Below are 12,435 nucleotides of genomic sequence, written 5' to 3'. Positions count from 1 at the left end.
GAAACCACACCATCGGGGCGCTAACCGCTTGCACAGCAATCTTCGCCCAGCTGCCTTGAATGCACCTTAAAACTCGATCCGCACATCGCCCTTGGGCACGCTGCAGCACGACAGAATATAGCCTTCGGCAACGTCTTCGTCGGTGATGCCGCCGTTGTGGTCCATCTCGACTTCGCCGCCCAGCTTGAGCACCTTGCAGGTGCCGCAAATCCCCATGCCGCACGCCTTGGGAATCAGCAGCCCCAGCTTGGCCGCCGCAGCATGCACGGTTTCAGCCGGGCCCACGCGGATGCTCTTGCCCGACGCGGTAAATTCCACCTGATTCAAATCCGCCAAGTCCAGCTCCGGCGCCTCGGCCGCCTGTTCGGCTTGCTCCACCGCATCGGCCCGGGCTTCGGGCGGCGTCGCACCAAAGGACTCCTCGTGATACCGGCTCATGTCAAAGCCGTTGTTCTCCAGCAGGCGCTTGACCGCATTCATGTAAGGCGTAGGCCCGCAGCAGAACACCTCGCGCTCCATGAAATCGGGCGCCATCAGCTCAAGCATTTTGTGGTTCAGATAGCCGCGATACCCGGCCCACGGCTCACCCAACCCGTGCTTTTCACAGATCAGGTGCAGGCTGAAGTTGTCGATGCGCGAAGCCATGTGCTCCAGCTCACGGTGATAAATGATGTCTTTGGGCGAACGGGCGCTGTGGATAAACACCATGTCGACATTGGCGTTGGTGTCGTAAAACCACCGCGCCATCGACATGACCGGGGTAATCCCGACGCCGCCGCTCAGGTACAGCACCTTGGGGCTCGGTGCATCAATGGCGTTGAACAGCCCGACCGGCCCGTGTACGGCCAGTTCCTGGCCTTCCTGCAGGTTGTCGTGAAGCCAGTTGGATACCCGCCCGCCCGGTACACGCTTGATCGTCACCGAAAAGCTGTAGGGCACCGAAGGCGAGCTGGAGATGGTGTACGAGCGCATCACCGGGTCGCCATCGATTTCCAGCTCCAGGGTGACGAACTGCCCCGGCTTGAAAAAGAACAGAATCGGCTGGTCGGCCATAAAACAGAAGGTGCGCACGTCCCAGGTTTCCTGAATGACTTTGACGCATCGCACGATGTGTCGGCCGTTAGCCCAGGTCTGGGTGGTTACAGGGTTCAGAAAGCTGTTGGACATGCGTTTCTCCACGGCCGACAACCGGCCTCTTGCTGGCGATTCTGCGCATGCCCCGAGGCGGCCATTTATCTATTCGCGACATTCACATGCTTATGGCGACCAGCCCCTGAAAACAGGGGCTCGCGCGTCGGGAACAGATTTGGCCATGTCGCCCGCAGATAAGGCATCGCAACACTTCGAACGCACACTCAGCGCCACTCACTACCGTAAATGCTTTGCCTTGCGTCGCACCCCTGATCAGCCACTTTTAGGCCACATACGATGGCCATGAGGATTACAACGATGGACGTCACCGCAAACCTGAGCCTGGGCGATCCACTGGAACCCGCACGCAAGGCCACCGCCGAGATGTTGCAGAACCGCGAACGCACGTTTTCGCTGCCGCAGCCGTTTTACAACGACGAGCGCCTGTTCGACATCGACATGCAGGAGATCTTCCAGAAAGAGTGGCTGATTGCAGGCATGACCTGCGAGATCCCGGCCAAGGGCAACTTTCTGACCCTGCAAATAGGCAAGAACCCGATCATCGTGATTCGCGGCGCCGAAGGCCAGGTGCATGCCTTTCATAACGTGTGCCGCCATCGCGGCTCACGGTTGTGCACCAGCGAAAAGGGCAAGGTTGCCAAACTGGTGTGCCATTACCACCAGTGGACCTACGAACTGGACGGGCGCCTGCTGTTTGCCGGCACCGAGATGGGCGCCGATTTCGACATGAAGCAATACGGCCTCAAGCCGGTAAACGTCAAAACCGCGGGCGGCTACATCTTTATCAGCCTGGCCGAGAACCCGCCTGCCATCGACGAGTTCCTGGCCACGCTGAACCACTACATGGAACCCTACGACATGGAAAACACCAAGGTGGCGATTCAGACCACCCTGGTGGAAAAAGCCAACTGGAAGCTGGTGCTGGAAAACAACCGCGAGTGCTATCACTGCAACGCGTCCCACCCCGAACTGCTCAAGACCCTGCTGGAGTGGGACGACGTCACCGATCCACGGGCCGATCAGGCATTCAAGGATCACGTAGCCGCGTCGGCCGCTGCCTGGGACGCAGAAAAGATTCCTTATGCACACGCCAGTTTCGGCCTGCGTAACCGTATTGTGCGCATGCCGCTGCTCAAGGGCACCGTGTCCATGACCCTGGATGGCAAGCAAGGCTGTGCAAAACTCATGGGGCGGATCAAAAACCCGGACCTGGGCTCGATGCGCATCCTGCACCTGCCGCACTCGTGGAACCACTGCATGGGCGATCACATCATTGTGTTTACCGTGTGGCCGATCAGCGCGCAGGAAACCATAGTCACCACCAAATGGCTGGTCCACAAGGATGCGGTTGAGGGCGTGGATTACGACGTGGAACGCATGCGCAAAGTCTGGGACGCCACCAACGACCAGGACCGCCGGCTGGCCGAAGAGAACCAGCGCGGCATCAACTCAATCGCCTACCAGCCTGGGCCTTACTCCAAGACCTACGAGTTTGGCGTGGTGAACTTTATCGACTGGTACAGCGAGCGGCTGCTGAACAACCTGGGGGCGGCGCCAGCGCCGTACCTCAAGGGCATAGTTGCCCAATAGACACCCGCCTGTGGAAGCAGAGGTGGCTAGCTGGACAACGGCCAGAGCATCAAATACGCCTCACCCGTCACGCGAATCAGCGGGTGGGGCGTGACCTGACAGGTTTTGACGATCTCGAAACCATGGCGCTCATAAAACCGGCGGGCACCCGTGTTCGCCGCATAGTCGATCAGGCTCAAGCCCGTCAGGCCCAGTTCGGCGCAGCGCTCCCTGGCGTGCTGCAGGAATCGGGCGCCCAGCCCAAGGCTTCGCCAACCCTCGTGCAGGGCCAGGCTCGAGATGTACAGCGTGTCCGGGATTTCCATATCCGCGTAAGGCGCCAACACCGGATCGGTCTCAGCCACGGCATCAGGGTCGTGATGCATCACAAAGCTGTGCATCATGCCAATCACCTGGCCCTCGGCCTCGGCAATCAGGCAGTTTTCATAGGAAAAAACAACGCCTTCGCGTGCGTAACGCATTTCACCCACGTCCAGCAGCGCCTGCCCCGGTTGTGCGATCAGGCTCCAGATATAGTCGGCACATCCTTCGGACGAAATTTGAAACAGGCGAGCAATCTCCCGCGCATCGGCGCGCTCGGCCGGACGAAATAAAACACTCATTTTCTGTACTCCACAGGACGTTGGGCGCCCTTTTTAGCCCGGCCTCATCCAGGGCTACAAGGCCACGGCGGGCCACCTGTATAACCAGATATTGCCACTCAATGATCAATTTTTGACCAATAGTCTGCAGGCCATGCATTCAAAGGCCTACAGCCCTTCACCAACATCTTGTCCACAGGCACACCCACAGCAATTGTGGGGAAGTGGACAAGTTATGCCCGAATGATCAATTGATCGTTTTTTGTACAGGACACTGTAAGCCACGTAACACGTGGCCTGTAGCCAGCCGCGAACACCTTATCCACATATCCACCAACAGAGATTGTGCGCAACTTATGCACCGCCTCGTTTCACTGTGGAAAACCCCTTAAGGCACCGATTATTCAAGGGTTTAACAGCCAGGCGGTGGATAAAGCAATGAATTGGGTGTTTTTTGATCAGAAGCCTGTAAGCCACGGTTTGTATGGGTCTTAGACGACAGCAAACAACTTATCCACATAAGCGCTAACAGACTTTGTGGGCAAGTATCAGCGCACCACGCCTTCTTCAACCAGCAGCTTCAAAATAGCCTGGGCACCCTCTTCGGCACTCACACCCTTGAGTACTTGCCCGGAGCCACCAACGGCCTTGGCTGTGGCTGCTTTCATGCGATCTGCGCCACTTTTGGCCTTGATCACTTTCAAGCGCTTGGGCCGCGGCTTGGCAGGTTGCAGCACACCCTTTGTGGATAACTCATCCACCGTGACTTCAACCACTTCAGCGTTGACAAGTCCCCGGGTGGCGGGGCCATAAGCGCTTTGTCGGGCCTTGGGGGCGGCGTTATCCACAGTGATCACAAACGGCAGCCGTACTTGCAACCGACGACGCTGCCCCCGAGGCAGGGCTTGCAGCACCTGCGCCACACCGCTGTGGATAGATTCGATCTGCGCCACACCCACCACCAGCGGCCAGCCCAGTTGCTCGGCCAACAGGTACGGCAACATGCCAGAACCTTCGCCGGTTTCCGCCTGGCTGCCGGTCAGCACCAGCTGTACGCCCGCTTCACGGATGTAATCGCGCAATACCGGGACCACATCGGCGCCATCCGGTTGCTCCAGCACATGCAACTCGTCCAGTCCCATGCCCAGATAGGCGCGCAAGGCGGACTCGTGGGGATTGCCAGCGTGCAGCACATGCAAGTTATCCCCAGCCAGCTCCAGGCCCAGTTCGACAGCGCGGGCGTCCTGCTCGGCGCGGCGGGCGCGGCCTGAAGCCGGATGGGCGCCGATTGAAACCAGTGCAACGGTGGCGATGCTCATTAATAAATCTCCAGACAATGTGGGAGCGGGCTGCCTTCGCAGGATCGCCTCGGTGTATCAGGCAGACCGGGTCGCCTGATTCGCGAGCAAGCCCGCCCCCCCAGAAGATGCGTTGCGCCAGTTATCCACAGCCACAATCAATGCCTCAAGCACAGCCGTTCCATCGCCAATCACCGACAGGTCAGCGCGCTTGATCATGTCGCAACCGGGGTCCAGGTTGATCGCCACCACTTTGTCGCAGGCGCCAATCCCTTGCAGATGCTGAATTGCACCGCTGATACCGACCGCCACGTAGACCCGTGCCGTGACCCAAACCCCACTGGCACCGACCTGACGCTCCCGGGCCATAAAGCCATCATCCACCGCCACACGGGAAGCCCCTTCAGTGGCCCCCAGGGCAACGGCAGCCTTGTGGAAAAGTCCCCAGTCTTTAATCCCGTTACCGCCACTGAGGATAAATTCGGCTTCGGCCATGGGTATCGCAGCCGGATCGACCGCCACCGCGCCCAAATCTTCAATCCGTGGCAGGCAGCTCGCAATCGCTGTGGATAACTGCACCTCCAAGGCCTCGTGACGGGTTTCGCTGACCGGTTCGGCGCACTCGGCGGCGGCCAGGATCAAGCGCGGCAATGGCTGCGCTACGTCTTGCAGGCCCGCGCCAGCGCGTCCCACACAAGCCCCGTCCTTGACCTGCCACACCCGCGTGGCCGGGCGTTCGCCCAGGCTTGCGGCAAAGCGCCGACCCAACTCCGCCCCGCCGCTGCGGCTGTCAGGCAACAACCAATGCCTGGGTGCAAACTGGTTATCCACAGCCCGCAACCCCAGTACCTGTTGCTCCGGTGCATAACCTTCACTGTCGAGCAGCAGCAGCCGATCCACGCCCGCCGTGGCAAAAGCGGTTTCTTTTGATTCGCCAAACACCACCGCCAACACCGCGCCGTCGCTACCCGCCAACTGCCGGGCCAGGCCCAACAGGTCGCGGTCATGACTGCTCAGGCGCCCGCCGACCATGTCCGGTACCACGCCAATATAAAACGCCGGTGCAGACACTTGATGCAGCACCAGTTGCACCTGGGCGCTGGCCGCACGCTTGCTTGTGCCTCCCTGCTGCGCGCCGCTGCGGTCGATGCGCTTGATGCCGTTGGGGCCGATGAAACCCACCCCGTGCACGTTTTTGCGAAGTACGCCGTTAGGCCCCATCCAGCTTTGCTGGTGGGGTTGCATGGCGGCGTGCAACGGGTGCAGGCGGTTGCGGGCGATCCACTCGGCGCGCGGATCGCGGCGAATAATGTCACTCATGCGATCACCTCCGGGGCTGCGCGCCTGGCCGGTTGGGCAGGCACGGCGCCTTCAATCAGGGCATCGGCTACCAGTTCGGCAATGTCTTTGATCAGCGGACGGGGCTCAACCACGCCTTCGAGCATGACGGTGCATTGCGGACAACCCACTGCCACGCGCTCGGCGAGGGTCTCGCGGATGTCATCCATGCGCATGTCGGGAATACGCTGCTTGCCGGGGATGTCGGTGATCGGAGCACCGCCACCGCCTCCGCAGCAACGGGAGCGAAACCCCGAGCGCTGCATTTCTTTGACTTCAATGCCCAGCGCTCGCAACACAGCGCGCGGTGCCTCGTATTCGCCGTTGTAGCGACCCAGGTAACACGGGTCGTGATAGGTCACGCTGCCCCCTGTATCCGCAGCCAGGTTGAGCAACCCTGCGTCGATCAACTCGGCCATGTATGTGCTGTGATGCTGCACAAGATAGTCACCGCCAAGGGCGCCATATTCGTTTTTAAGCACATGAAAGCTGTGGGGGTCGCAGGTGACGATGCGCGTGAAGCGGTACTGCGCAAGGGTCTGGATATTGCGCTTGGCCAAGGCCTGGAACGTGGCCTCATCCCCCAGACGCCGGGCCACATCTCCGCTGTCCCGTTCTTCCAGCCCCAGCACGGCAAAGTTGACCTGCGCGGCCTTGAGCACTTTGACGAAGGCGCGCAGGGTTCGCTGGTTGCGCATGTCGAACGCACCGTCGCCGACCCAGAACAGCACGTCCGCCGAGGGTTTGTCGCGCATCAGGTCGAGGTTCAAATCCGCCGCCCAGTTCATCCGCCCGCCCGGTGCAAAACCGCCGGGGTTGTCGGTGGCAATCAGGTTATCCAGCACCTGGGCACCGTTGTTCGGCGTTGCCCCTTTTTCCAGGGTCAGGAATCGGCGCATGTCGACGATGGCATCCACGTGCTCGATCATCATCGGGCACTCTTCGACACAGGCCCGGCAAGTGGTGCAAGACCAGAGCGTGTCCGCGTCGACCAGACCGTTGACGATGGGCTGATGGGGATTGCCGCCGTGCTCACCTATCGGTTTGCCAGGGTACGGGCTGCCGGCGAAGTTCGCATCGGTGCCACCTGCCAGACCCACCACCATGTCTTGAATCAGCTTCTTGGGGTTGAGCGGCTGCCCGGCGGCAAACGCCGGGCACGCAGCTTCGCACTTGCCGCACTGCACACAGGCGTCGAAACCGAGCAACTGGTTCCAGGTGAAGTCCTCGGGTTTTTCCACCCCCAACGGCGCGGCGCGGTCATTCAGGTCCAGGGGTTTCAAACCGGTGGATCGACCGCCGCCAAAGCGTTCGGCACGCCGGTGCCAGGCCAGGTGCAAAGCGCCGGCAAAGGCGTGTTTCATCGGGCCGCCCCAGGTCATGCCGAAGAACAGCTCCGTCACGCCCCACAGCACACCCACGCTCAACACCGCCGCCAGCAGCCAGCCACCAAAGTTTTCAGGCAGCAAGCCGGCCACCGGCAAGGTGAGCATAAAAAAGCTTGCGGCAAACGCCAGCAGGCTTTTAGGCAAGCGCATCCAGGGGCCTTTGGACAGGCGCGACGGTGGGTTGAGGCGGCGCTTGAACACAAAGAGCGCGCCGATAAACATCAGCGCCGTGGCGAACAGCAAGGCATAGCCCAGGATGCGGTTATGCAGCCCCAGGCCATGCACCAGAATCGCCAGCACCGCCGCCAGCACAAAGCCGCCTGCGGTGGCGACGTGGGTGTTGGCCATGTATTTGTCGCGGGCAACGACGTGGTGAAGGTCGACCATATAGCGCTTGGGCATGGCCAGCAGGCCACCCAGCAAATCGACCTTGGCCGGGCGGCCACGGCGCCACATGTTCATTCGACGGATGGCGCCGATCACGGCGAGGACCAGTGCCGCGAACAACAGAATGGGGAGAACGATTGTCAGCATGGTGAAGCTCCCAAAGACCACACAGGTCTAGTGTGGGAACGGGCTTGCTCGCGATTCAGGCAACACGGTGCATCTCACACACCGCGTGATTGTTTTCGCGAGCAAGCCCGCTCCCACATTGGTTCGGTATCGGATCAGAAATCCTTGCACAACCGCAGCGCGTCATAGATCGCTGCATGCACGTTGCGCTGGGCCACGCAGTCACCGATGCGGAACAGCAAGTAGCCGTCCCCTGCTTCGCTCAGGCATGGCTGCGGCTTGATCGCGAACAAGGCTTCGACGTCGATCTGGCCCTTGTTGCGCGAGTCCGGCTTGAGCCCGTAATACAGCTCTTCGTCCGGGCGCACGCCGTTTTCAATCACCACTTGATCCACCACGCGCTCTTCCTTGGCCCCGGTGTATTCGTTCTCGAGCACGGCAATCAGCTTGTCGCCCTCGCGGTAGACCTTCTCGAGCATCATGTCCCCGGTCATGATCACTTCCTTGGGGTACAGGCTGCGGTAGTAGGTCGGGAATGACGTGCCACCAACCGCCACGCCAGGCTTGGTGTCATCGGTGACGATTTCGACCTGGGCCCCTTTGTCCGCCATGTAGTCGGCCACCGACATACCGGTGAACTCGCAAATGGTGTCGTACACCAGCACGTTCTTGCCCGGCTCGACCTTGCCGTCGAGCACGTCCCAACTGCTCACCACCAGCCCTTCGGCAGCGCCCCAGTGTTCGTTCTGTTCCACAAACGGATGCCCGCCTACAGCCAGCACCACGATGTCCGGGCGCAGGTCCATGATCGTCGCCGCATCCGCGGCCGTCCCCAGGCGCAGATCAACCTTCAGGCGCGCCAGTTCCAGTTGGAACCAGCGCGTGATGCCTGCCATCTGGTCACGCTGCGGGGCTCTGGACGCCGTGGTGATTTGCCCGCCGATAGCCTCCTTTTTCTCGAACAGGGTCACGTCATGCCCGCGTTCAGCCGCCACCCGCGCTGCTTCCATACCGGCAGGGCCTGCGCCGACGATCACCACCTTGCGTTTAACCCCGGTGGTTTTTTCGATGATGTGCGGCACACCCATGTATTCACGGGACGTGGCCGCGTTTTGAATGCACAGCACGTCCAGGCCTTGATACTGACGGTCAATGCAGTAGTTGGCGCCCACACACTGTTTGATCTGGTCCACCTGGCCCATTTTGATCTTGGCAATCAGGTGCGGGTCGGCGATATGGGCGCGGGTCATGCCCACCATATCCACGTATCCCCCCTCCAGAATCCGCGTCGCCTGATTCGGGTCCTTGATGTTCTGTGCATGCAACACCGGGGCCTTGACCACTTCCTTGATACCCGCAGCCAAATGCAGAAACGGCTCCGGTGGATAACTCATGTTCGGGATGACGTTGGCCAGGGTGTTGTGGGTGTCGCAACCCGAACCGACCACACCGATGAAGTCGAGCATGCCGGTGTCGTCGTAGTACTTGGCGATTTGCTTCATGTCCTCATGGCTCAAGCCATCGGGGTGGAATTCGTCGCCGCACAGGCGGATGCCCACGCAGAAATCAGGGCCGACTTCAGCACGCACCGCCTTGAGGACTTCGAGGCCAAAGCGCATGCGATTTTCGAAGCTGCCGCCCCACTCATCGGTGCGTTTGTTGACTCGCGGGCTCCAGAACTGATCGATCATGTGCTGGTGCACGGCCGACAGTTCAACACCGTCCAGCCCGCCCTTTTTGGCCCGGCCGGCGGCGCTGGCGTAGTTGCCGATCACGCGCCAGATTTCTTCAGGCTCGATGGTCTTGCAGGTAGCGCGGTGAACCGGTTCACGCACGCCGGAGGGCGACATCAGGGTCGGCCAGTTGAAACCGTCCCAGCGGGACCGACGACCCATGTGGGTTATCTGGATCATGATCTTGGCGCCATGCTTGTGCATGGCGTCGGCCAGGTTCTGGAAGTGCGGGATAATGCGGTCGGTGCTCAGGTTGACCGAACTCCACCACTCTTGCGGGCTGTCGATGGCCACCACCGATGAACCGCCGCAAATCGCCAGGCCGATACCTCCCTTGGCTTTTTCCTCGTAGTACTGCACGTAACGCTCGGTGGTCATGCCGCCATCGGTGGCATAGACCTCGGCGTGTGCGGTGCTGAGCACACGGTTGCGGATGGTCAGTTTGCCGATTTGAATCGGCTCAAACATTGCTTCGAACGCCATATCCCGATCCTCGACTTACAACGGCTTGACGATAAACAGGCCGTGGTCGTGGCCTTCTTCCGATCCGCTATAGACCTGTTCGGCTACGGTGCGGATATCACTGCCGCGCGCTTGTAGAATCTGGTCCATAGCGCCTGCAAACCAGCCGGTGAACATGTAGTCGACCTTGCGCCCGACCTTGCCGTACACATAAACAAAGCAGGAGTGTTCGAGCTTGATCGTGGCGGTGCCTTTATCGAGGTCGATGTCCTGAATGGTGAACAGGCCCCAGCCGCGTTGCGACAGGCGTTTCATGTAGTGTTCGAATACGGCGACACCTTCGAGGCCGTGGCATTCGGCTTCTTTTTCGCACCAGTGCCAGGCGGATTTGTAGCCGGCCTTGTAGAGGATTTCGGCATAGGCGTCAGCCCCCAGGACTTCCTCGATCCCCATATGGTTGTTGACGAAAAAGTGCCGTGGCACGTAGAGCATCGGCAGAGCGTCTGAGGTCCAGACGCCGGTTTCGCTGTCGACTTCGATAGGCAGTTGCGGGGCGATTTTAGCCATGGATACAGCTCCAAAATTCGGTTTTGACCCGGGCTCTGTAGTCGCTGCCGAAGGCTGCGATCAGGTGTGGGGTCTTTGGGGAAACGGGTTGCTGCGCAACCCTTCGCAGCCTTCGGCAGCGACTACGCAAAACGTGATCGTTGACGGTTCATTCGCCCCAGACATCTTTCAGGACGTTGACCCAGTTTTCGCCCATGATCTTGCGCACCACACGCTCGCTGTGACCGCGCTTGAGCAAGGTTTCGGTAAGGTTGGGGAACTCGCCCACGGTGCGGATGCCCAGCGGGTTGATGATCTTGCCGAAGCTGGTCAGACGGCGGGCATAGCCCTTGTCGTGGGTCAGCATTTCGAAGAAGTCCTGACCGTGGCCCTGGGTAAAGTCGGTGCCAATGCCAATCGAGTCTTCGCCAACGATATTCATCGTGTACTCGATCGCTTCGGCATAGTCGTCGATGGTCGAATCGATACCCTTGGCCAGAAACGGCGCGAACATGGTCACGCCGACAAAACCACCATGGTCGGCAATGAATTTGAGTTCAGCATCGGACTTGTTGCGCGGGTGTTCTTTGAGGCCGGACGGCAGGCAATGGGAGTAGCAGACCGGTTTTTTCGATTCCAGAATCACCTCTTCCGAGGTTTTCGAGCCGACGTGGGACAGGTCGCACATGATCCCGACGCGGTTCATTTCAGCCACCACTTCGCGGCCAAAACCCGAAAGCCCGCCATCGCGCTCGTAGCAGCCGGTGCCCACCAGGTTCTGGGTGTTGTAGCACATCTGCACCACGCCAACCCCGAGCTGCTTGAAGATCTCGATGTAGCCCAACTGGTCTTCAAACGCATGGGCATTCTGGAAGCCGAAAATGATCCCGGTTTTGCCCTGCTCCTTGGCGCGGCGAATGTCGGCGGTGGTTTTGACCGGGATGACCAGATCGCTGTTGTCGCGAATCAGGGTCTGGCTGGCAACGATGTTATTGATCGTGGCCTGAAAGCCTTCCCATACCGAGACGGTGCAGTTGGCAGCAGTGAGGCCGCCTTTGCGCATGTCTTCGAACAGTTCACGGTTCCATTTGGCAATGATCAGCCCGTCGATAACGATGCTGTCTGCGTGCAACTCGGCTGGGCTCATCAGGCGTCCCCTTATTGGCGTTTGCTGCGCCGAATCGTCTGCCGGCGCTTTGGGGCCAGCATAGGCCCGGGGTTAAAAGCAGCCGGGTGCAAAAGCGACAGCGCAATTGCCGAAAGCGTCAATCCACGACAAAGCGCGCAACCGCGATGACATGGCCTATGCTGCGCGACTGTTCTTTGGCCGACGCTTAAGCCAGAATCCGCCCCATCTATGGATTAGGAAGCCGCAATGAAATCGATTCTCCTGGCCTTGGCGTTGATCACCAGCGGAGCCCATGCGGCCGATGATGCCGACTACAACCCGTGCGACGCGGTAGAAAACGACCGGCAAACCCTGGCGTGTTCGGTGTTCAGCAAAAATGCTGCCGAGCAGTTGCTGACCGAAAACTATGAAGCCCTGCAGGAGCGCATGACGACCCTGTACGGCAATAACGCAACCCAGCTCAATAACATCCTCAGCAAGATCAAGGCGGCCCAGGCGCTGTGGTTGCACCAGCGCGACGCCGATTGCGCGATTGCGGTGTTCCCGGCCACTGCTGGCACCGAGGCATTCAACATCGCCCAAAACGACTGCATGGCCCGCATCAGCGACGACCGTTCTGAGTTTCTGGAGTCGATCGGGCAGGATTGACCCCTTCCGGGTGTAGGAGCGGGCTTGCTCGCGATAGCATCACCACGGTCCAACCTG

10 protein-coding genes are annotated in these 12,435 nt (G+C 60.1%); 2 read left to right on the top strand and 8 right to left on the bottom strand.

Annotated elements, in window-relative coordinates:
• Nucleotides 1-66: 66 nt before the first annotated feature.
• Nucleotides 67-1,167: a glycine betaine monooxygenase reductase subunit gene (gene gbcB, locus AC19YQ_RS01785; RefSeq protein ID WP_133075241.1), complete on the bottom strand. Its 1,101-nt coding sequence runs from the start codon at nucleotides 1,165-1,167 to the stop codon at nucleotides 67-69.
• 282 nt (nucleotides 1,168-1,449) lie between these two features.
• Between gbcB and gbca the strand changes: the two genes are divergently transcribed.
• Nucleotides 1,450-2,742, top strand: a complete 1,293-nt coding sequence (gene gbca, locus AC19YQ_RS01780; RefSeq protein WP_133075240.1) for a glycine betaine monooxygenase oxygenase subunit — start codon at nucleotides 1,450-1,452, stop codon at nucleotides 2,740-2,742.
• A gap of 26 nt (nucleotides 2,743-2,768) precedes the next feature.
• On the opposite strand, the gene AC19YQ_RS01775 is transcribed toward gbca, so the two are convergent.
• The 7 genes from AC19YQ_RS01775 to AC19YQ_RS01745 all read right to left on the bottom strand — a co-directional run bounded on the left by AC19YQ_RS01775 (nucleotide 2,769) and on the right by AC19YQ_RS01745 (nucleotide 11,748).
• Nucleotides 2,769-3,344, bottom strand: a complete 576-nt coding sequence (locus AC19YQ_RS01775) for a GNAT family N-acetyltransferase (protein WP_339477191.1) — start codon at nucleotides 3,342-3,344, stop codon at nucleotides 2,769-2,771.
• A 527-nt stretch (nucleotides 3,345-3,871) separates the two neighbouring features.
• On the bottom strand, nucleotides 3,872-4,642 hold the full coding sequence (gene etfB, locus AC19YQ_RS01770; RefSeq protein ID WP_500594450.1) for an electron transfer flavoprotein subunit beta: 771 nt from the start codon (nucleotides 4,640-4,642) through the stop codon (nucleotides 3,872-3,874).
• A 57-nt stretch (nucleotides 4,643-4,699) separates the two neighbouring features.
• Nucleotides 4,700-5,941, bottom strand: a complete 1,242-nt coding sequence (gene etfA, locus AC19YQ_RS01765; RefSeq protein WP_339477193.1) for an electron transfer flavoprotein subunit alpha — start codon at nucleotides 5,939-5,941, stop codon at nucleotides 4,700-4,702.
• A complete protein-coding gene (gene dgcB / locus AC19YQ_RS01760; protein WP_339477194.1) occupies nucleotides 5,938-7,881 on the bottom strand; it encodes a dimethylglycine demethylation protein DgcB in 1,944 nt (647 codons plus the stop codon). The genes etfA and dgcB overlap by 4 nt, the downstream gene beginning before the upstream one ends.
• A 134-nt stretch (nucleotides 7,882-8,015) precedes the next feature.
• Entirely contained in the window at nucleotides 8,016-10,076 is a 2,061-nt protein-coding gene (dgcA, locus tag AC19YQ_RS01755; protein WP_339477196.1) for a dimethylglycine demethylation protein DgcA, read from the bottom strand.
• 15 nt (nucleotides 10,077-10,091) lie between these two features.
• Entirely contained in the window at nucleotides 10,092-10,622 is a 531-nt protein-coding gene (locus AC19YQ_RS01750) for a DUF5943 domain-containing protein (protein ID WP_339477198.1), read from the bottom strand.
• A gap of 148 nt (nucleotides 10,623-10,770) precedes the next feature.
• Nucleotides 10,771-11,748, bottom strand: coding sequence for a dipeptidase (locus AC19YQ_RS01745; RefSeq protein WP_095036151.1), 978 nt, complete (start codon nucleotides 11,746-11,748; stop codon nucleotides 10,771-10,773).
• A gap of 228 nt (nucleotides 11,749-11,976) precedes the next feature.
• On the opposite strand from AC19YQ_RS01745, the gene AC19YQ_RS01740 reads away from it, so the two are divergent.
• Entirely contained in the window at nucleotides 11,977-12,378 is a 402-nt protein-coding gene (locus AC19YQ_RS01740; protein ID WP_133075233.1) for a lysozyme inhibitor LprI family protein, read from the top strand.
• The last annotated feature ends 57 nt before the right edge of the window (nucleotides 12,379-12,435 follow it).

It is taken from the genome of Pseudomonas sp. MF06569, from assembly GCF_059862735.1.
This window is presented reverse-complemented; position numbering and strand designations above follow the sequence as displayed.

Excerpts from the sequence above, each read along its gene's own strand:
- gbcB (WP_133075241.1), bottom strand. The coding sequence starts at position 1,167 with ATGTCCAACAGCTTTCTGAACCCTGTAACCACCCAGACCTGGGCTAAC.
- gbca (WP_133075240.1), top strand. The coding sequence starts at position 1,450 with ATGGACGTCACCGCAAACCTGAGCCTGGGCGATCCACTGGAACCCGCA.
- AC19YQ_RS01775 (WP_339477191.1), bottom strand. The coding sequence starts at position 3,344 with ATGAGTGTTTTATTTCGTCCGGCCGAGCGCGCCGATGCGCGGGAGATT.
- etfB (WP_500594450.1), bottom strand. The coding sequence starts at position 4,642 with ATGAGCATCGCCACCGTTGCACTGGTTTCAATCGGCGCCCATCCGGCT.
- etfA (WP_339477193.1), bottom strand. The coding sequence starts at position 5,941 with ATGAGTGACATTATTCGCCGCGATCCGCGCGCCGAGTGGATCGCCCGC.
- dgcB (WP_339477194.1), bottom strand. The coding sequence starts at position 7,881 with ATGCTGACAATCGTTCTCCCCATTCTGTTGTTCGCGGCACTGGTCCTC.
- dgcA (WP_339477196.1), bottom strand. The coding sequence starts at position 10,076 with ATGGCGTTCGAAGCAATGTTTGAGCCGATTCAAATCGGCAAACTGACC.
- AC19YQ_RS01750 (WP_339477198.1), bottom strand. The coding sequence starts at position 10,622 with ATGGCTAAAATCGCCCCGCAACTGCCTATCGAAGTCGACAGCGAAACC.
- AC19YQ_RS01745 (WP_095036151.1), bottom strand. The coding sequence starts at position 11,748 with ATGAGCCCAGCCGAGTTGCACGCAGACAGCATCGTTATCGACGGGCTG.
- AC19YQ_RS01740 (WP_133075233.1), top strand. The coding sequence starts at position 11,977 with ATGAAATCGATTCTCCTGGCCTTGGCGTTGATCACCAGCGGAGCCCAT.